This window comes from Neisseria subflava, from assembly GCF_024205705.1.
In the GTDB taxonomy this organism is placed as follows: Bacteria; Pseudomonadota; Gammaproteobacteria; order Burkholderiales; family Neisseriaceae; genus Neisseria; species Neisseria subflava_D.
Map to the genome: position 1 here is coordinate 2055620 of NZ_CP073115.1, position 18775 is coordinate 2074394.

An 18775-nucleotide genomic window follows, 5' to 3' on the forward strand; every position below is an offset into this window, starting at 1 on the left:
GTGCGGTTTTGCTTTTTGTCTGAAGGTTTCAGACGGCCTTACATCATGCCGCCCATACCACCCATGCCGCCCATATCAGGCATAGCAGGTTTTTCTTCAGGGATTTCAGCGATCATGCAGTCTGTGGTCAGCATCAGGCCGGCGATAGATGCGGCGTGTTGCAGCGCAGAACGGGTTACTTTGGCAGGGTCGAGTACGCCCATTTCGATCATGTCGCCGTATTCGCCGGAGCCTGCGTTGTAACCGTAGTTACCTTTGCCTTCCAATACTTTGTTCACAACCACGCTAGGTTCGCCGCCTGCGTTGGCAACGATTTGGCGCAGTGGAGACTCAACGGCGCGCAATACGATTTGTACGCCTGCGTCTTGGTCGGCATTGCCGGTGTGCAGGTTTTCCAAAGCAGCACGTGCGCGCAACAGGGCTACGCCGCCGCCTGCAACCACGCCTTCTTCAACGGCTGCGCGGGTAGCATGCAACGCGTCTTCCACGCGGTCTTTTTTCTCTTTCATTTCGACTTCGGTAGCAGCACCGACTTTGATCACTGCTACGCCGCCGGCCAATTTAGCCACGCGCTCTTGCAGTTTTTCTTTGTCGTATTCGCTGGTTGCGGTTTCGATTTGTTGGCGGATTTCGGCAACACGCGCTTCGATTTGGGCAGCGTCACCGAAGCCGTCGATGATGGTGGTGTTTTCTTTACCGATTTCGATGCGTTTGGCTTGACCCAAGTCGTCCAAAGTCGCTTTTTCCAGAGACAGGCCGACTTCTTCGGAAATCACCACGCCGCCGGTCAGGGTGGCGATGTCTTGCAACATGGCTTTGCGGCGGTCACCGAAGCCAGGGGCTTTCACAGCAACGGTTTTCAGAATGCCGCGGATGTTGTTCACCACCAAAGTTGCCAAGGCTTCGCCTTCTACGTCTTCAGCGATAATCAACAGCGGACGGCTGGCTTTGGCTACTTGTTCCAAAACAGGCAACAGGTCGCGGATGTTGCTGATTTTTTTGTCGAACAACAATACAAACGGATTGTCCAAAGCAGCAATTTGTTTTTCAGCGTCGTTGATGAAGTAAGGAGACAGGTAGCCGCGGTCGAACTGCATACCTTCAACCACGTCCAGCTCGTTTTCCAAAGATTTGCCGTCTTCAACAGTAATCACGCCTTCTTTGCCGACTTTTTCCATCGCTTCGGCAATAATCGCGCCGACTTGTTCGTCAGAGTTGGCGGAAATAGAGCCGACTTGGGCGATTTCTTTAGAAGTGTCGCAAGGTTTGGCGATGTTTTTCAGCTCGTCAACCAAAGCGGCAACGGCTTTGTCGATACCGCGTTTCAGGTCGGTCGGGTTCATGCCGGCGGTCACGTATTTCATGCCTTCGGCAACGATGGATTGCGCCAATACGGTTGCAGTAGTGGTACCGTCACCGGCTACGTCGTTGGTTTTAGACGCCACTTCTTTCACCATTTGCGCGCCCATGTTTTCGAATTTGTCTTTCAATTCGATTTCTTTTGCAACAGACACGCCGTCTTTAGTGATGTGCGGGCCGCCGAAAGCGCGGTCGAGTACCACGTTGCGGCCTTTAGGGCCCAAAGTTACGCGTACGGCGTTTGCCAATACGTTGACGCCGTTTACCATTTTTTGGCGAACTTCATTGCCGAATTGTACGTCTTTTGCTGCCATTTAAATTCTCCAAATCAATATTAAAAATCTGTTTGAGGCCGTCTGAAAACTTCATGTTTGATTCAGACGGCCTTTGGTTCTGAAACTTAATCCAACAATTATTCAACGATACCGAAGATGTCTTCTTCGCGCATTACCAACAGCTCTTCGCCGTCGGCTTTTACAGTTTGGCCGCTGTATTTGCCGAAGATCACTTTGTCGCCGACTTTGACATCCAGCGGACGGCGTGCGCCGTCTTTACCGATTTTGCCCGCACCCACGGCGATCACTTCGCCCATATCGGGTTTTTCAGCGGCCGCACCCGGCAAAACGATGCCAGAGGCGGTTTTTTCTTCAGCTTCCAAGCGTTTGACGACGACGCGGTCGTGTAAAGGACGGATAGTCATGTTTTATGCTCCGATAAATAGTTTGAAAACAATCATCTGCCTTCATCCGGCAGATACGGTTTGAAAAAGTAGGCGGCAAGTTTGTCGACAAACTTACCTGAACACAGCGACAAATTAGGGTTCGACCCGATAAATTCAAGAGAATAATGTAAAAATTTTCTATTTAAGGCCGTCTGAAAACAGACACGATAATTTCGCACCCTCTTTCCCTATTTTCCACGCCGGCCAAACTGGCAAATATTTTCAGACGGCCTTTTACCAAAAGCAAACGCCAAACGTCCCAATCAGAAAAAGACGCTGTTAAGTACAAACCTATGCACACCTTTACAAAATAATATCCTAACTTTAAAATAATAAATAGAAATTATTATTAATAAATATTTTTCACTGAAGAATTAAACTTATCCCGAAAAGGAAATTTCTATGACTTCACCCCTGTTCCGATTCAGCCTGCTTTCACTGGCACTCGCCGCCGGCTTTGCCCACGCGGAAGACGAAGCGAAAGAAAGCGTTACCCTTGATACCGTTACCGTAAAAGGTCAGGCTACAAGCGCCACACACCGTGTAACGACAAAACGTATGGAAGAAACGACTTCCACTGATTTAAAAGACGTATTGTTCAACGAGCCTTCTATCAGTTTCGGCGGTGGCAACGGTCAGTCGCAGTGGGTAACCATCCGCGGCATGGGACAAGATCAAATAGACTATAAAGTTGACGATACTTACACCGACAGCCAGATTTTCCACCACAACGGCCGCTTTATGCTTGACCCTGCATTGGTAAAAGTCGTTGCCGTGCAAAAAGGTACAGGTTCGGCCTCCGCAGGTATCGGTGCAACCAGCGGCGCGATTGTTGCCGAAACGGTTGAAGCCAAAGATTTGCTGAGAGAAGGTCAAAATGTCGGTTTCAAAGTCAATGCCGGCATCAGCAGCAATAAAGGCTATTCTCGCGGCGTAAGCGTTTATGGTCAGGCAGGCGGTTTTGACGCTTTGGTTTCAGGCAATTTCGTACGCGACAAAGAATACACGGCAGGCAAAGGCTACCGTAATCTGCTCGGAAGCGATAAGGTTTTAAACAGTGGACTGGGTTCGCGCGGTTTGCTGGGCAAAATCGGCTATCGTTTCAACGAGGACAACCGCATTGAATTAAGCCACCGCCAAGAGAAACAATATGGGGAACGCGCCCTGCGCGAAGAGTTCGATTTCTCGCAAGTCTTCCAAACCGACCGCCGCACGGGTCAATACGTTTTGGATGCCAACGGCAACCGTATTCCGAATACCGCCAACAACGCGCCGCGTTACCGCACGCTGACCCAAGACACCACCAACTTGGAATTCAAAGGCGGAAACTGGGGCTTTATCGACAAAATCAAAGCCAATGTTTACCGTTTAAATACCAAACGTGACGAAGTCCCCAATCCAAATTATGAATTGGACGGCGAAGTACGGACATACGGAGCCAACCTCAATCTCGACAGTCGTCTATTTGACCGCCATACCCTGAAATACGGAGTAAACTGGCGCACTCAAAAAAGCAGCTCAAACGGAGAAAACAACGAGAAGAAAAGCGATGCCGGCGTATATGTAGAAGGCATTTGGGATTTCTCTCCAGTTACACTGACCACAGGTTTGCGCTATGACCGTTGGAAAATGAAAACCAGCAGCAAAACAGAAAATTCAGACGGCAACCTCAATCCAAGCATTGGCTTAGTTTATGACATTACCCCTGATTTTTCCATTAACACCAGCCTGAACTATGCAACCCGCAGCCCCCGCCTGTACGAAGCAGCTTTAGCAAACAACAGGCCGATTGTTTCATCGCCTGATTTGAAAGCAGAACGCTCGCGAAATGCAGAAATCGGCTTTAACTACCACTGGAATTCTGCCCTGACGCTCTCCGGCAGCTATTTCCATCAGCAAATCAAAGATGTACAGGCCATCCGTCAAGAAGGGCGAAACAACGTCTGGTATAACGGCGGCAAGCTGAAAAACACAGGTTACGAACTGAACGCAGCCTACCGCTGGAAAGGTCTGACCGCACGTGCAGGCGTAGCCTACAGCAAACCGAAGCTGAACGGCGATACCGCCGACAAAGTAACGACCGCCATCCCGATGGGACGCACATGGACAACAGGTCTGTCTTACCAATTCGACAATCCGAATCTGGAAATCGGCTGGCGCGGACGTTATGTCCAAAATGCAGGCTACGCCCCAACCTCGCGCGGCTCTGATGTGGCTCTGAATGTCGTCCGTGCAGGCTACGGCGTCAACGATATCTTCGCCAACTGGAAACCGACAGGCAAAGACGACTTGAACGTCAACTTCTCCGTCAACAATGTCTTCGATAAAAACTACAAGCCGCACAGCCAGCGCGCAGGTGCCAATTCTCTGCCTGAACCAGGCCGCGATGTCCGCTTGGGTGTGAACTACCGCTTCTAAGCAATCAGCTTGAAAAAGCCGTCTGAAAACAAAAGTTTTCAGACGGCATCTAGCTTTATAATCCGATACAAGTTATCATTTCGATTTACTTTATTTCCGACTACGGAGAAACTCTATGTTACGTTTGACCGCTTTAGCCGTATGCTGCACCCTCGCTTTGGGTGCGTGTTCACCGAAAGATTCTGCTTCCAATCAGGCACAAACTGCTTCCGCTTCTGCCGCACAAACCGAAGGCGCAAGCCTGACGGTGAAAACCACGCGCGGTGATGCGAAAGTGCCGCAAAATCCGGAGCGTATCGCCGTTTACGATTTGGGCATGCTCGACACTTTAAACAAACTGGGCGTGAAAACCGGTTTGTCCGTCGATAAAAACCAGCTGCCTTATTTAGACGAATATTTCAAATCCACGAAACCTGCCGGCACGCTGTTTGAGCCTGACTACGAAGCCTTAAACGCTTACAAACCGCAGCTCATCATCATCGGCAGCCGTGCGGCCAAAGCGTTTGACAAGTTGAACGAGATCGCACCGACCATCGAGATGACCGCCGAAACCGCCAATCTGAAAGAAAGTTCTAAAGAGCGCATCGATGCACTGGGGCAAATCTTCGGCAAACAGGCCGAAGCGGACAAGCTGAAAGCGGAAATCGATGCTTCGTTTGAAGCGGCAAAAACCGCTGCTCAAGGTAAAGGCAAGGGTTTGGTGGTATTGGTCAACGGCGGTAAGATGTCGGCTTTCGGCCCTTCCTCACGTTTGGGCGGTTGGTTGCATAAAGATATCGGCGTTCCCGCTGTTGATGAATCGATTAAAGAAGGCAGCCACGGCCAGCCTATCAGCTTTGAATACCTGAAAGAGAAAAACCCTGATTGGCTGTTCGTTTTAGACCGCGGCGCAGCCATCGGTGAAGAAGGTCAGGCTGCGAAAGATGTTTTGGACAATCCTTTGGTTGCCGAAACAACTGCATGGAAAAAAGGCCATGTCGTGTACCTCGTGCCGGAAACCTATCTGGCGGCCGGCGGCGCACAAGAATTGCTGAATGCTTCCAAACAGGTAAGCGATGCGTTTAATGCAGCCAAGTAATTCGGCGCTGGCATAACAGCCCGCTTCTTTCAGACGGCCTGAACGGTTTGATGATCCACAGGGTCAAGCTGCTTGACCTGAATTCATTGGATTTAGGCCGTCTGAAAATACATGGTGCAAATGGACAATTTTTGCCTGTTTGCATCTGTTTTTTATGATGGGCGAACCTGCTTTTTTTCTCAAAACACCTTAACCCTTCTTTCAGACGGCCTTATTTTTCCGAACCATTTTATGTTTCACAAACCTTCATTTTTAAATGCGGTCAACGGTGTGGCGCTGCTGATATTGTTTGTCGTCAGCCTGTCGGTCGGCGTGGCCGAATTCAAATGGTCCGCCCTGTTTTCGCTATCCGACAGCCAGCAAGTCATGTTCATCAGCCGCCTGCCGCGCACGTTTGCGATTGTGCTGACGGGTGCGTCGATGGCGGTAGCCGGCATGATTATGCAGATTTTGATGCGCAACCGTTTTGTCGAACCGTCGATGGTGGGCGCAAGTCAAAGCGCGGCTTTGGGTTTGCTGTTGATGACCCTGCTGCTTCCGGCCGCGCCGCTGCTGGCAAAAATGTCGGTTGCCGCCGTTGCCGCGCTGATTGGGATGTTGGTCTTTATGCTGCTGATCCGCCGCCTGCCGCCGACCGCGCAACTGATGGTACCTCTGGTCGGGATTATTTTCGGCGGTGTGATTGAGGCGGTGGCCACCTTTATCGCGTATGAAAACGAAATGCTGCAAATGCTGGGCGTGTGGCAACAGGGCGATTTTTCCGGCGTGTTGCTCGGGCGGTATGAATTGTTGTGGGCAACGGGGATTTTGGCTTTGTTTGCCTATTTAATTGCCGACCAGCTGACGATTTTGGGTTTGGGCGAAACAGTAAGCGTGAATTTGGGGCTGAACCGGACGGCGATTCTGTGGTCGGGGCTGATTATTGTGGCGCTGATTACGTCTTTGGTGGTCGTAACGGTCGGCAATATTCCGTTTATCGGCCTAGTCGTGCCGAACATCATCAGCCGCCTGATGGGCGACAAGCTGCGCCAGAGCCTGCCGGCGGTGGCCTTGCTGGGCGCGTCTTTGGTGTTGCTGTGCGATATTGTCGGACGCGTGATTGTGTTTCCGTTTGAAATTCCGGTCTCTACGGTTTTTGGTGTAATGGGGACGGCTTTGTTTTTATGGCTTTTATTAAGGAAACCTGCTCATGCCGTCTGAAAAAAATATCGGTTTTATGGCAGGAAGCAGCCGTCCGTTGTGGGTCGCCTTTGCGCTGTTGCTGGTTTCCTGCGTCCTGTTTATGACGCTCAACGTCAAAGGCGATTGGGACTTTGTCTTGCACCTGCGCCTGACCAAGCTTGCCGCGTTGCTGATGGTCGCCTATGCAGTCGGCGTGTCCACTCAACTCTTCCAAACGCTGACCAACAATCCGATTCTGACCCCTTCGATTTTGGGTTTCGATTCGCTGTATGTGTTTTTACAGACCTTGCTGGTGTTTACGCTCGGCGGCGTGGGCTATGCTTCCCTGCCGTTGACGGGCAAATTCGGCTTTGAACTGGTCGTCATGATGGGCGGCTCGCTGCTGCTGTTTTACACGCTCATCAAACAGGGCGGACGCGATTTGTCGCGCATGATTTTAATCGGCGTGATTTTCGGGATTTTGTTCCGCAGCCTGTCATCGCTGCTTTCGCGCATGATTGACCCCGAAGAATTTACCGCCGCGCAGGCGAATATGTTTGCCACCTTCAATACTGTCCACTCGGAATTGTTGGGTATCGGCGCAATCGTGTTGCTCATCAGCGCCGCCGTGATCTGGTGCGAACGCCACCGCCTCGATGTTTACCTGCTCGGCCGCAATCAAGCCATCAATTTGGGCATCAACTACACGCGCAATACCTTATGGCTGCTGTTGTGGATCGCCGCACTGGTTGCAACCGCCACCGCCGTTGTTGGCCCGGTAAGCTTTTTCGGCCTGCTGGTTGCCGCGTTGGCCAACCACTTTTCCCCGTCGGTCAAACATTCCGTCCGCCTGCCCATGACTTTTTGTGTCGGCGGCATCCTGTTGGTCGGCGGGCAAACCATCTTCGAACACTTCCTCGGCATGCAGGCCGTATTGAGCGTGGTCGTCGAATTTGCAGGTGGATTGGTATTTTTATATTTGGTGTTGAAAAAGAAATAAATTAAACGTGCCCAAACGTTCGCAAAAATAAACTCAGGCCGTCTGAAACCTTCAGACGGCCTAAGCAAACCCATAAAGGACAACCCTCATGACACAAGAACGCCTCCCTTCATTCTTCGATAATGCCCCGACCATTACCGTCCAAGACGCATTGGCCGACTTCCTCGGCGCAGCCGAAAACGGCATCCTCACTTACCGCTACGCCGATGCCGTGCGCCTGTGCGGCCATTCCTGCCCGACCGTCGCCGGCGCCTACCTGATGGTGGTCAAAGGCCTGAAAGCCCTTTACGGCGAAGAGCTGCCGCAACGCGGCGACATCGAAGCCTTTATGCAGGGCGAGCGTGACGAAGGTACAACCGGCGTTACCGCTTCCGTCGTCCAACTCCTTACCGGCGCGGCACCTGAAACCGGCTTTGGCGGCGTAGGCCCAGCCGGACGCTTTGCCCGCCGCCACCTCTTATCCTTTGGTGCAGGCGAAATCAACGGCACACTCGCGCTCCGCCGCCGCGATACCGGCAAAACCGTTGCCATCAGCCTCAACGCCGCGCTTCAACCCTTTGCGCCGCAAATGCGCGACATTATGCCCAAAGCCGTCAGCGGCAGCGCAAATGCCGACGAACTCAAACAATTCGGCGAGCTTTGGCAAGAACGCGTCCGCGCCTTCCTGATTGACCAAGCCGACAATCCCGAATTTGTCACCGTCAGCGAAATCTAATCACACCATACAGGAATAAAATTCAGACGGCCCCATGCTGAAAGGCCGTCTGAAACCCCAACTTCCCATTTTCGGACCCGCCTATGATTACCATCCGCAACGTCAGCCACACCATCGGCAGCAACCCCATCCTCAACGACGTCAGCCTCGACATTCCCGAAGGCGGCATTACCGCGCTAATAGGTCCGAACGGCGCAGGCAAGTCCACCCTCCTCTCCTTTATGGCGCGCCTGCAGCCCTTGGTACACGGCGACATCAGCTACGCAGGCAAAGACATCAAAACCACCCCTACCGCCGAACTCGCCCGCACGCTTTCCATCCTCACCCAAGAAAACAGCATCATGAGCCGCATTACCGTGCGCGACCTGCTCATGTTCGGCCGCTATCCCTACCACCAAGGCAGGCCGTCTGAAACGGATAAAACCATCGTCGAAGAAGCGCTCACCGAGTTCCACCTGCAAGACTTCGCCGACCGCTACCTAACCGAACTTTCCGGCGGCCAACGCCAACGCGCCATGATTGCCATGGTGTTCTGCCAGCGCACCGACTACGTTTTGCTGGACGAACCGCTGAACAACCTCGACATGTATCATGCCCGCTCCCTCATGCAAATCCTGCGCCGGCTGACCGACGAACACAAGCGCACCACCGTCGTCGTACTGCACGACATCAACCAGGCCGCCGCCTATGCCGATTACGTCGTCGCCATGAAAAACGGCCAAGTCGCCATGCAGGGCAAGCCCAACGATATTTTCACCGCCGAAAACATCAAAATCCTATTCGATATGGACGTCAACGTCCTCGATTACGAAGGCAAAAAACTGGTTATCCACCATATCTAAATTCGACAAAAAGGTCGTCTGAAACCCGATTGCTCATGTTTCAGACGGCCTTTGTCTATTCAAAGCGTTTATTTTTTATCGTACAAACCGCGCACCACGCGACCGATCGCGGCAATGCCTTTTTCCAGCGTTTCCGCGTCTTGCGCAATACTCATACGGATGCACTCGTGCACGTGCGGATAGTCTTGCCTATCAATGCCGACAAAGAAATGCTCGCCCGGAATAATCAGCGTGCCTTCGGCTTTGAGCATTTCGTACAAGGTTTGCGATGAAACAGGCAGGTTTTCAAACCAAAGCCACAAGAAAATCGCACCTTCAGGCTTGTGGATTTTCAACGGATACGCGCCCAATTCGCGTTTGAGCAGGGAGACCGCCGTTTGCGCCTGCTGACGGTAAAATGGCTGAATCACTTGGTCGGCCAGCTGTTTCAGACGGCCGTCGTTTAACAGCGGAGCCGCAATCGCCGCGCCGAAACGGGTTGGCGACAAATTCACAATCGCATTCAAACTGCTGACGGCTTTGACCACTTCCGGCGCAGCGACAATAATGCCGGTGCGCACGCCGGGCAGGCCGATTTTAGAAAGGCTGAAGCAGAGGATGATGTGTTCGTGCCAGTTGAGCGTCACATCGCTGTAAATAATATTCGGGAACGGCATTCCGTAAGCGTTGTCGATAATCAGCGGAATCCCGTGTTCCTGCGCCAAAGCGTCCAAACGCGCCATCTCACCGTCGGTCAACACATTGCCGGTCGGGTTGGTCGGGCGCGAACAGCAAATCGCACCGATTTTGCCCTCTTTCAATTCAGGCAGGCTCTCCAGCGCGTCAAAGTCCACGCGGTATTTGAAGAAGCCCGCTTCGCCTTCGTGTTCGACATTTTCGATTTTCGGTTTTACCGAAATAAAATGCTGCCCCTCGACATGCACGTCAGCATAACCGATATATTCAGGCGCAAGCGGCAACAAAATGGCTTTCTCAGCCGTTTGGCCGTCTGAAAGATTGAATTTGCCGCCGAACAGGTTAAACAAATAGAAAAACGCGTTTTGCGAACCATTGGTCAGCGCGATATTGTCCGCCGTCAGATTCCAGCCGTATTCACGGTTGAGAAACTCCGTCAAAGCCGCAATCAGCGCCGCATCACCCTGCGGATTGGAATAATTGCCGATATTCTCAACAGCGTGTTCCGCCGCCAACTTGGAAAACACATCGGCGAACACCGCATTGACTTCAGCAATCTTCGCCGGATTGCCGCCGCCAAGCATATTGACGGGCTTGTCACTTTTGAGCGCGTCGCCCAAATCGTCCATCAACTGCAAAATGCCGCTGTGTTGCGTGAATTTTTCGCCGAATGCTGAAAATTGCATGGAAACTCCGTTGCTGAGTGTGTAAAAAAATAAACCGCTATTATAAGAACAAAGGCCGTCTGAAAACCAGTTATCCTGATTTTTCAGACGGCATATTTGACGGAATGGTGACTTGATACAACCTTATTGGCCTACAGGTATTATTTCTTCCTGCCAAAAATCAATGATATCACCGACAAGATCAAGAAACCGGCAAATAAAATTTTGGCTATGCCTGCCGCACTACCTGCAATACCACCGAAACCTAATACAGCTGCAATAATAGCGATGATAAAGAAAACGATCGAATAATGAAGCATGATTTTTTCCTTTCGGTTTAATATAAAAACGGTCGAGGGAAAGACGACCGTTTATTGTGAAATTCAACGGTCTTAGTTGTTCAACCAATCATCAATTTCTTTTTCAACTTCATCTTTAGTGCGACCGTAACGCTCTTGGATTTTATCAGCCAACTGATCGCGCTTGCCTTCGATGATGTCCAAATCGTCGTTTGTCAGCTCGCCCCATTTTTCTTTGGCTTTACCTTTAAGTTGCTCCCATTTTCCTTTGATAATATCTTTATTCATGGTTATATCATCCTATCTTATTGATTAATATTTAACTCACGGATAAAACCGCTTACATTTAACCTTACTTGATAATTTATTAATTTTCAAGTAAAGACAATGCTAATTTTTTAATCAATCAACAAATATCTTATTAATCTCTTAATTAATCAATAAGTTATACAAAACCGTTAAATTTTGAAAATATTAAGATATTATTGATTGCCGCCTTTTAAGTGTATTCTTTAAATCAAACGGCCTCACTATAAAAAACAGGCCGTCTGAAAACCAGTTATCCTGATTTTTCAGACGGCCTTTACTATTCAATCTTTCCTTTAACGGCCAAAATTCTCGCGGCGTTCACGCCAGTCTTGGCGGATGGAGCCGCTTTTACCGACCGGAGTATCTTGTTCGACTTCCCAAATAAAATTCGTTCCGCCACCAATCGGATGCGAGCCGCGCAGGCCGATGTGGCTGCCTTGGTCGGCAACGGCGGTGTTGCTGCGTGTTTGGCCGCGGAAACGGGTTTGCGAGGTTTCGATGCCGCTTTTGATGCTGCCGTAAAGCTGTACGTCGGCATGTGCGGCGAGTGCGGCGGTGGAAAGTGCGGCAGTGAGGAGAAGTTTCAAGTTCATGGTTTATCCTTTTTTGGAGAGGAATTGTGAGGCGATTGTATCGGCCTTGTGCGTAAACAAGTTACAATTCTTGCAAAATCTGACAGGAGTTTTGATGATGCGCTCTTTACGCGCTGCCGCGGTGCAAATGGTGTCGTCCACCGACCCCGAAACCAATATTGCCACGATGAAACGCCTTGTCCGCGAGGCGGCCGAACAAGGGGCGGATTGGGTGTTGTTGCCCGAATATTGGCCGCTGATGGGCAAAAACGATACGGACAAGCTGGCATTTGCCGAGCCTTTGGACGATGGACGCGTTGGCGAAACCTGCGACACCCGTTTTCAGACGGCCTTAAGCGAAACGGCAAGGGAATGCGGCGTGGTGTTGTTTGGCGGTACGGTTCCGCTGCAAAGCCCAAACGCTGGCAAGGTGATGAACACAATGCTGGTGTATGACCGCAACGGCAACCGAATCGGGCTTTACCACAAAATGCACCTTTTCGGCTTTTCCGGTTTGGGCGAACGCTACGCCGAAGCCGATACGATACTGGCGGGCAGCGATGTGCCGAAGTTAAGCGTGGACGATGTTCCGCTGGCGGCCGGTGTCTGCTACGATTTGCGCTTTCCTGAGTTTTTCCGCGCCCAGCAGCCGTTTGATGTTTTATTGTTGCCGGCCGCGTTTACCCACACGACCGGCAAGGCGCATTGGGAATTGCTGCTGCGCGCCCGTGCAGTGGAAAACCAATGCTACGTCATCGCGTCGGCACAGGGCGGACTGCATGAAAGCGGCCGCCGCACATTCGGCCACAGTATGATTATCGACCCTTGGGGCGATGTGTTGGCGACGTTGCCCGAAGGCGAAGGCGTGATTTTGGCCGATTTGGATACCGCGCGCCTGCAAAGCGTGCGCACGCGCCTGCCTGCCCTGAAACACCGATTACTTTAAACACGCACTATGTCCCACTCCCAACCCACACGCATTCTCGGCATCGACCCCGGCAGCCGCGTGACCGGATTCGGCGTTATCGATGTCCATGGCCGCGAGCATCATTATGTTGCTTCCGGCTGTATCAAAACGCCGACCGGCGCGTCGCTTTCCGAACGCATCGCCGTGATTGTCCGCCATATCGACGAAATCATCCGCCACTATCAGCCGCATCAGGCGGCCATCGAACAAGTGTTTGTCAACGTCAACCCGGCCGCAACTTTGATGCTCGGTCAGGCGCGCGGTGCGGCGATTGCTGCTTTGGTCATGCACGATTTGCCCGTATTTGAATACACTGCGCTTCAGGTCAAGCAGGCGGTGGTCGGCAAGGGTAAGGCCGCCAAAGAGCAGGTGCAGCATATGGTGGTCCAAATGCTCGCGCTTTCAGGCACGCCGCAAGCCGATGCCGCCGACGGACTCGCCGTTGCCCTCACCCATGCCCTGCGCAATCACGGATTGGCTTCGCAATTCAACCCTGAAGGCCTACAGGTCAAGCGCGGCCGTTTCCAATGGTAAGCCGACATCCAGGCCGTCTGAAATCGTGTTCCAGCCCGTTTTCAGACGGCCTTTCGGTTATAATAACCCTTTGCCCACATACAGCGAGCCTTCATGAAAGCCGCCTTCCTTTTTCTCTACCTCATCCGCCTGCTGCCTTTTTGCGTGTTGCATAAGATTGCCGACGCGATCGGTATTCTCGCCTATTACGCAGTCAAACCGCGTCGCAAAGTCGGTGAGGTCAACCTCAAAAAATGCTTTCCCGAGCTAAACGACAGCCAGCGCACTGCCCTGCTCAAACGCCATTTCCAACACATGGCGAAGCTGATGCTCGAATACGGCCTCTACTGGTACGCGCCTGCGGATAAGCTGCGCTCGTTGGTACGCTATCAAGACAAACACCATCTTGACGAAGCCCTCGCCGCCGGCGAAAAAGTCATCATCCTCTATCCGCACTTTACCGCATTTGAAATGGCGGTTTACACGCTCAATCAGGATGTGCCGCTGACCAGCATGTATTCGCACCAAAAAAACAAAACCCTAGACGAGCAGATCCTGAAAGGCCGCCACCGCTACAACAATGTTTTCCTGATCGGCCGCACAGAAGGCCTGCGCGCCATCATCAAACACCTGCGCAAAAGCGATGCGCCCTTTCTTTATCTGCCCGACCAAGACTTCGGCCGCAACGATTCCATTTTCGTCAATTTCTTCGGCATTCAGACGGCCACGATTACCGGCCTCAGCCGTATCGCCGGCATGACCAAAGCCAAAATCATTCCCGCCATCCCCACGCGCGAAGCCGACAATACCGTAACCCTGCGCTTCTATCCGGCTTGGGACAATTTCCCGACCGAAGATGTCGAAGCCGATACCCAGCGCATGAACGACTTCATCGAAGAGCGGGTACGCGAGCATCCCGAACAATATTTCTGGCTGCACAAACGCTTCAAAACCCGTCCCGAAGGCGAAAACAGCTTTTATTGACTACACTGAATTACAATTTAAATATGTAAAAAGCGGAGAAAACTTTCTTTCGCCGCTTTTTCATTTTAATTGAATCAAACCGAAACTCATGTTTGACTTCAAACAATCAAATAATATTCCGCTTTAAATGCTTTAAAAACAACTTTTTTCATCGCGATTGAAACTTTCAAACAACCCTATATTTTTTCTCAAATGAAAAACATCCGGTTTAACACACTTTTCATTCACATATTAAATTTAATTTCTTTTAAAAACAACATATTACAAAATAGTTCATCTAAAAAAATACATTTTAATCATTCAAAATATGAAATAAAATTAAATTAAAATTTAAAAAAATAAAATAAATATCTAACTTTTGAACAATTATGAAATATAATTGCAAAAATATGACAACACCTGAAATTTATACCGAAACCAGCCTTCAGAAAAAAATACTTGGCAAACTGTAAAAATTCGCGTAAATTTCACTACATCAAATTACAAGATGTTCAGACGGCCTTCGCCGGTTTTAGATCTTTTGTAAGCAGTTTTCTGATATTGCAAGAAATTGCGGTATTTTAGAAGATTTCGGTGCAATGCCCGAAATGAAAGTTTACCGATGCAGAGTTGAGCTGCATCTGTAAAGCCGCAGGTGAAAGCCTGTATTGTTTGTGAAGCGTAAATCTCTGATTTGAGGTATTGGGGCAATCCTGTGGGGGATTGCCTCTTTTTTTATCTGCGCTGTCATGCCACAATGACATCATCCCTTATCCAACCCGATCACGCCATGACTCCGATACTCGCCTTCGACATTGAAACCATCCCCGACGTAAACGGCATCCGCCAGCTTTACGATTTACCTGCCGATTTGCCCGACAACGAAGTCGTCCTGTTTGCCCAACAACAACGCCGCGCCAAAACCGGCAGCGACTTTATGCAACACCATCTGCACCAAGTCGTCGCCATCTCCTGCTGTATGCGCTGGGGTCAGGACAAAATCCGCGTCAGTACCATCGGCGATCCCGAAGACAGCGAAGAAGTCATGATTGCCAAATTCTTCGAAGTCATCGAAAACTATACGCCGCAACTCGTCAGCTGGAACGGCGGCGGTTTCGACCTGCCCGTCCTCCACTATCGCGCCCTGATACACGGCATCAGCGCCGCCCGCTATTGGGACACGGGTGACGGCGACTTTGGCGACAGCCGCGACTTTAAGTGGAACAACTACATCAGCCGCTACCACACCCGCCATTGCGACCTAATGGATTTACTCGCCCTCTACCAACCGCGTGCCAGCGTGCCTTTGGACGATATGGCCAAACTCTGCGGCTTCCCCGGCAAACTGGGCATGGACGGTAGCAAGGTCTGGGACGCTTATCATGCAGGCCGTCTGAAAGACATCCGCGATTATTGTGAAACCGATGCCGCCAATACCTACCTGATGTATATGCGCTTTCGCATGATGAGCGGCGCGCTCGATGCTGACGAATACGAAGTCGAAATCAAACGCATCAAACATTATCTGGCCGCACAAGCCGAAGAAAAACAACACTGGGCGGAGTTCGTCGCTGCTTGGCATTAAACCAGGCCGTCTAAACAGCTAAACCAGAAAACCAAAAGGGCGTGATCGACACGCCCTTTTTTATTTCCGACAAACCATGCCCACTAAGCTGGCAAACGCCCCAGCGTGACCCTGTCCAATCCAGCCAAATCCTGCTCTGTTGCCACTTCTGAAAAACCGTTCTCCAGCATAATGTTTCGCACTGCTTCTCCTTGGTCGTAGCCGTGTTCAAACAGCAGCCAGCCGTTGGCTTTCAAGTATTTGGGGGCTTCTTGGGTAATGTAGCGGATATGGCTGAGGCCATCTGAAAAGTCGGTCAACGCATTTTGCGGCTCAAACCTCAAATCGCCTTGCGACAAATGTTCATCGCCATTCTCGATATACGGCGGATTGGAAACAATCACATCGTATCTGCCTTCAGACGGCCTGTCGGTATCAAACCACGAACCCTGCGCAAACTCGACTTTTGCGCCCAATTCGGCCGCATTTTGACGGGCAGTATCCAAAGCACCGACGCTGATATCGGATGCGCGAACATCGGCATCAACGCGTTCAAGCGCGACGGTCACGGCAATGGCGCCACTGCCCGTCCCCAAGTCCCACACGCGGCCTTGCGGCGGCAAGCGTTTGAGTACGGCTTCCACCAAATGCTCGGTTTCAGGGCGTGGAATCAGCACATGGGGATTGACGGCAAAACGTCGTCCGTAAAACTCGCGTTCGCCCAACAGATAGGCCATCGGCTCGCCTTTCAGACGGCGTTGGACCAAAGCCGCCAAGGTTTGCAGGGCAGATTCCGCTAAATCGTCCGTACCACGTGTAACCAGCTGCGCACGCGTGTAACCCAGCGCATATTGCAACAACATCCGCGCTTCGTTTTTGGGCAGTGCCGATTGGCGCAACCATTCATCAAGCGTCATTTTTCATCCCATCTGCCAGCGTTGCGGCTTTTCTTTCCTTAATCTTTCCGGCAAACGTGCCGATGGTGGCAACCGCAAATGCGGCATACCACAAATAAAATCCGGCACCGTAGCGCACGATATCCGCCGTATTCCCTGCTTCATCGACGTGTACGGCTTTCACACTGAAAGCCACCAGCGCCAAGCCCCAAAGTGCCGCATGGACAGGCACGACCTTCTTCCGCAACGCCAGCAACACAATGGCCGCCAACCAAACATAATTGGCATAGGCCGCACAATACCTGATATCCAAAGAAGCAAATATCGACCCCAAAATTAAAACGGTCAAACCCTTCATGCTTTCATGATTGCCCAAATAAAATGCAACATTGGACAAAGACGCTATCCACAAGGCAACCGACACCAGCAACATCACGATGGGAAAACTTGATTTCCGATTCTCTTCCTGCATGGTTTTATCCTAATGTAAAAGGCCGTCTGAAAACCTTTCAGACGGCCTGCCGTTTAAATTTCGCTACCGCCGACGGTCAGCCCGGCATCAATCCTCAGGGTCGGTTGTCCGACACCGACAGGAACGCTCTGCCCTTCTTTGCCGCAGACGCCGATGCCGCTGTCGAGTGCGGTGTCGTTACCTATCATGGAGACGTGTTTCAACACCTCAGGACCGTTGCCGATAATAGTCGCGCCTTTGACAGGATATTGCAGTTTGCCGCCTTCCACCCACCACGCTTCGGATGCACTGAACACGAACTTGCCGCTGGTAATGTCCACCTGTCCGCCGCCGAAGTTGACGGCGTAAATGCCCTTGTCGATGGACGCGATGATTTCTTCCGGCTCATAGCCGCCGTTTTCCATAAAGGTATTGGTCATGCGCGGCATAGGCGCAGAAGCGTAACTTTCGCGGCGGCCGTTGCCGGTCGATTGCGTACCCATCAGGCGGGCGTTGGTTTCGTCCTGCATATAGCCGACCAAAATCCCGTCTTCAATCAATACAGTGCGGCGAGTTTCGTTGCCTTCGTCGTCGATATTGAGCGAACCGCGTCTGTCGGCAATATCGCCTTGATCCACAACGGTAACGCCTTTGGCGGCCACGCGCTCGCCAATACGGCCGGAGAAAACGCTGGTTTCTTTGCGGTTGAAATCGCCTTCCAAACCATGTCCGACCGCTTCGTGCAGCAACACGCCCGGCCAGCCGTTGCCCAAAACGACGGTCATCTCGCCGGCAGGCGCAGGACGGGATTCGAGATTGGTCAGGGCTTGTTTGACGGCGGAATCGACAAACCGATGCACCAAGTTTTCATCGAAATACGCCAAATCATAACGCCCGCCACCGCCTGCGCTGCCCTGCTCGCGACGCTCGCCCTGCTTGGCAATGACGGTTACATTCATGCGCACCATGGGTCGGATGTCGGCAGCGTGTTTGCCGTCCAGACGGGCGATGTACACCATGTCGTATTCGCAGGTCAAACCGGCCATCACTTGCACGATACGCGGATCGGCGGCTTTGGCCAGCGTTTCGACTTTGTTCAACAGCGCGACTTTAGCAGCGGAATCAAGGCTGGCAATAGGGTCAATCGCCATGTGGACAGGCTTGCCGTAGGCAGGTGTCGGCACTTTGACGCTGGCCTCGTTGCCAGCCGCACCAATCACGCGAACTGCTTTGGCAGAGCGGTTGATTGAATCGATACACAGGCTGTCGGCGTAGGCAAAAGCAGTTTTATCGCCCGAAACGGCACGCACGCCCACGCCCTGATCGATTTGAAAGCTGCCCGATTTGACGATGCCCTCTTCCAAATGCCAGCTTTCATAGGCAGTGCGCTGACAATAGATGTCGGCATAATCGACATGGTTGGCGCCAATAATGCTCAGGCTTTGGGCGAGCAAATCGGGGGAAAGATGGTTGGCTTCGAGCAAATCTCGCTGTACGGCGGCGTAGGTTTGTTGCATAATTTTTCAGACGGCCCGACAAGCAGGCAAAGTTAATTTGGCCTTGATTATACGGTATTTTATATGGCTTTGGATATGTTGATTGCTTGG

General features: G+C 51.5%; 19 protein-coding genes. 10 read left to right on the plus strand and 9 right to left on the minus strand.

What is annotated here, in order from left to right; translation table 11 throughout:
• Positions 1-38: 38 nt before the first annotated feature.
• Positions 39-1673, minus strand: coding sequence for a chaperonin GroEL (gene groL / locus KCG54_RS09865; RefSeq protein WP_254324068.1), 1635 nt, complete (start codon positions 1671-1673; stop codon positions 39-41).
• A gap of 98 nt (positions 1674-1771) precedes the next feature.
• On the minus strand, positions 1772-2059 hold the full coding sequence (gene groES, locus KCG54_RS09870; RefSeq protein WP_003744509.1) for a co-chaperone GroES: 288 nt from the start codon (positions 2057-2059) through the stop codon (positions 1772-1774).
• 423 nt (positions 2060-2482) lie between these two features.
• On the opposite strand from groES, the gene KCG54_RS09875 reads away from it, so the two are divergent.
• From KCG54_RS09875 to KCG54_RS09900, 6 genes are all read left to right on the plus strand, one after another.
• Positions 2483-4498, plus strand: coding sequence for a TonB-dependent receptor domain-containing protein (locus KCG54_RS09875; protein WP_254324069.1), 2016 nt, complete (start codon positions 2483-2485; stop codon positions 4496-4498).
• Between the two features lie 115 nt (positions 4499-4613).
• A complete protein-coding gene (locus KCG54_RS09880) occupies positions 4614-5576 on the plus strand; it encodes a siderophore ABC transporter substrate-binding protein (RefSeq protein WP_254324070.1) in 963 nt (320 codons plus the stop codon).
• Positions 5577-5807: 231 nt separating this feature from the next.
• Positions 5808-6776, plus strand: coding sequence for an ABC transporter permease (locus KCG54_RS09885; protein ID WP_254324071.1), 969 nt, complete (start codon positions 5808-5810; stop codon positions 6774-6776).
• A complete protein-coding gene (locus KCG54_RS09890; RefSeq protein ID WP_254324072.1) occupies positions 6766-7737 on the plus strand; it encodes an iron chelate uptake ABC transporter family permease subunit in 972 nt (323 codons plus the stop codon). The genes KCG54_RS09885 and KCG54_RS09890 overlap by 11 nt, the downstream gene beginning before the upstream one ends.
• An 88-nt stretch (positions 7738-7825) precedes the next feature.
• Positions 7826-8452 (plus strand): FmdE family protein, encoded by a 627-nt coding sequence (locus KCG54_RS09895; protein ID WP_070826344.1) that lies wholly within the window; start codon positions 7826-7828, stop codon positions 8450-8452.
• A gap of 83 nt (positions 8453-8535) precedes the next feature.
• A complete protein-coding gene (locus KCG54_RS09900; protein ID WP_254324073.1) occupies positions 8536-9294 on the plus strand; it encodes an iron ABC transporter ATP-binding protein in 759 nt (252 codons plus the stop codon).
• Positions 9295-9362: 68 nt separating this feature from the next.
• Here the strand turns inward: KCG54_RS09900 and KCG54_RS09905 are convergent, their stop codons facing one another.
• The 4 genes from KCG54_RS09905 to KCG54_RS09920 all read right to left on the minus strand — a co-directional run bounded on the left by KCG54_RS09905 (position 9363) and on the right by KCG54_RS09920 (position 11835).
• Positions 9363-10655, minus strand: a complete 1293-nt coding sequence (locus tag KCG54_RS09905; RefSeq protein WP_254324074.1) for a valine--pyruvate transaminase — start codon at positions 10653-10655, stop codon at positions 9363-9365.
• A 140-nt stretch (positions 10656-10795) separates the two neighbouring features.
• On the minus strand, positions 10796-10954 hold the full coding sequence (locus tag KCG54_RS09910; protein WP_039862543.1) for a DUF1328 domain-containing protein: 159 nt from the start codon (positions 10952-10954) through the stop codon (positions 10796-10798).
• A gap of 72 nt (positions 10955-11026) precedes the next feature.
• On the minus strand, positions 11027-11221 hold the full coding sequence (locus tag KCG54_RS09915) for a CsbD family protein (protein ID WP_254324075.1): 195 nt from the start codon (positions 11219-11221) through the stop codon (positions 11027-11029).
• A gap of 314 nt (positions 11222-11535) precedes the next feature.
• Complete coding sequence (locus KCG54_RS09920; RefSeq protein WP_254324076.1) at positions 11536-11835, minus strand: porin; 300 nt, start codon at positions 11833-11835, stop codon at positions 11536-11538.
• Positions 11836-11929: 94 nt separating this feature from the next.
• On the opposite strand from KCG54_RS09920, the gene KCG54_RS09925 reads away from it, so the two are divergent.
• The 4 genes from KCG54_RS09925 (at position 11930) to KCG54_RS09940 (ending at position 15842) form a co-directional block, all read left to right on the plus strand.
• The gene (locus tag KCG54_RS09925; protein WP_254324077.1) at positions 11930-12760 is read left to right on the plus strand and encodes a carbon-nitrogen hydrolase family protein; all 831 of its coding nucleotides are present in this window, start codon (positions 11930-11932) and stop codon (positions 12758-12760) included.
• A 9-nt stretch (positions 12761-12769) separates the two neighbouring features.
• Entirely contained in the window at positions 12770-13315 is a 546-nt protein-coding gene (gene ruvC / locus KCG54_RS09930) for a crossover junction endodeoxyribonuclease RuvC (protein WP_254324078.1), read from the plus strand.
• Between the two features lie 78 nt (positions 13316-13393).
• Positions 13394-14278 (plus strand): lipid A biosynthesis lauroyl acyltransferase, encoded by an 885-nt coding sequence (locus KCG54_RS09935; RefSeq protein ID WP_283254592.1) that lies wholly within the window; start codon positions 13394-13396, stop codon positions 14276-14278.
• Positions 14279-15047: 769 nt separating this feature from the next.
• A complete protein-coding gene (locus KCG54_RS09940) occupies positions 15048-15842 on the plus strand; it encodes a 3'-5' exonuclease (RefSeq protein WP_254325020.1) in 795 nt (264 codons plus the stop codon).
• A gap of 83 nt (positions 15843-15925) precedes the next feature.
• Here KCG54_RS09940 and prmC read toward each other — a convergent pair whose 3' ends face one another.
• The 3 genes from prmC to tldD are packed head-to-tail and all read right to left on the minus strand — an operon-like array spanning position 15926 to position 18685.
• Positions 15926-16738: a peptide chain release factor N(5)-glutamine methyltransferase gene (gene prmC, locus KCG54_RS09945; protein WP_254324080.1), complete on the minus strand. Its 813-nt coding sequence runs from the start codon at positions 16736-16738 to the stop codon at positions 15926-15928.
• A complete protein-coding gene (locus tag KCG54_RS09950; protein WP_254324081.1) occupies positions 16728-17189 on the minus strand; it encodes a hypothetical protein in 462 nt (153 codons plus the stop codon). Before KCG54_RS09950 ends, prmC begins: the two co-directional genes overlap by 11 nt.
• Before the next feature lie 53 nt (positions 17190-17242).
• A complete protein-coding gene (gene tldD / locus KCG54_RS09955; protein ID WP_070460573.1) occupies positions 17243-18685 on the minus strand; it encodes a metalloprotease TldD in 1443 nt (480 codons plus the stop codon).
• Positions 18686-18775: the final 90 nt, after the last annotated feature.

What these genes read in the sequence shown, in the direction of transcription:
- groL (WP_254324068.1), bottom strand. Translation starts at nt 1,673, where the DNA reads ATGGCAGCAAAAGACGTACAATTCGGCAATGAAGTTCGCCAAAAAATG.
- groES (WP_003744509.1), bottom strand. Translation starts at nt 2,059, where the DNA reads ATGACTATCCGTCCTTTACACGACCGCGTCGTCGTCAAACGCTTGGAA.
- KCG54_RS09875 (WP_254324069.1), top strand. Translation starts at nt 2,483, where the DNA reads ATGACTTCACCCCTGTTCCGATTCAGCCTGCTTTCACTGGCACTCGCC.
- KCG54_RS09880 (WP_254324070.1), top strand. Translation starts at nt 4,614, where the DNA reads ATGTTACGTTTGACCGCTTTAGCCGTATGCTGCACCCTCGCTTTGGGT.
- KCG54_RS09885 (WP_254324071.1), top strand. Translation starts at nt 5,808, where the DNA reads ATGTTTCACAAACCTTCATTTTTAAATGCGGTCAACGGTGTGGCGCTG.
- KCG54_RS09890 (WP_254324072.1), top strand. Translation starts at nt 6,766, where the DNA reads ATGCCGTCTGAAAAAAATATCGGTTTTATGGCAGGAAGCAGCCGTCCG.
- KCG54_RS09895 (WP_070826344.1), top strand. Translation starts at nt 7,826, where the DNA reads ATGACACAAGAACGCCTCCCTTCATTCTTCGATAATGCCCCGACCATT.
- KCG54_RS09900 (WP_254324073.1), top strand. Translation starts at nt 8,536, where the DNA reads ATGATTACCATCCGCAACGTCAGCCACACCATCGGCAGCAACCCCATC.
- KCG54_RS09905 (WP_254324074.1), bottom strand. Translation starts at nt 10,655, where the DNA reads ATGCAATTTTCAGCATTCGGCGAAAAATTCACGCAACACAGCGGCATT.
- KCG54_RS09910 (WP_039862543.1), bottom strand. Translation starts at nt 10,954, where the DNA reads ATGCTTCATTATTCGATCGTTTTCTTTATCATCGCTATTATTGCAGCT.
- KCG54_RS09915 (WP_254324075.1), bottom strand. Translation starts at nt 11,221, where the DNA reads ATGAATAAAGATATTATCAAAGGAAAATGGGAGCAACTTAAAGGTAAA.
- KCG54_RS09920 (WP_254324076.1), bottom strand. Translation starts at nt 11,835, where the DNA reads ATGAACTTGAAACTTCTCCTCACTGCCGCACTTTCCACCGCCGCACTC.
- KCG54_RS09925 (WP_254324077.1), top strand. Translation starts at nt 11,930, where the DNA reads ATGATGCGCTCTTTACGCGCTGCCGCGGTGCAAATGGTGTCGTCCACC.
- ruvC (WP_254324078.1), top strand. Translation starts at nt 12,770, where the DNA reads ATGTCCCACTCCCAACCCACACGCATTCTCGGCATCGACCCCGGCAGC.
- KCG54_RS09940 (WP_254325020.1), top strand. Translation starts at nt 15,048, where the DNA reads ATGACTCCGATACTCGCCTTCGACATTGAAACCATCCCCGACGTAAAC.
- prmC (WP_254324080.1), bottom strand. Translation starts at nt 16,738, where the DNA reads ATGACGCTTGATGAATGGTTGCGCCAATCGGCACTGCCCAAAAACGAA.
- KCG54_RS09950 (WP_254324081.1), bottom strand. Translation starts at nt 17,189, where the DNA reads ATGCAGGAAGAGAATCGGAAATCAAGTTTTCCCATCGTGATGTTGCTG.
- tldD (WP_070460573.1), bottom strand. Translation starts at nt 18,685, where the DNA reads ATGCAACAAACCTACGCCGCCGTACAGCGAGATTTGCTCGAAGCCAAC.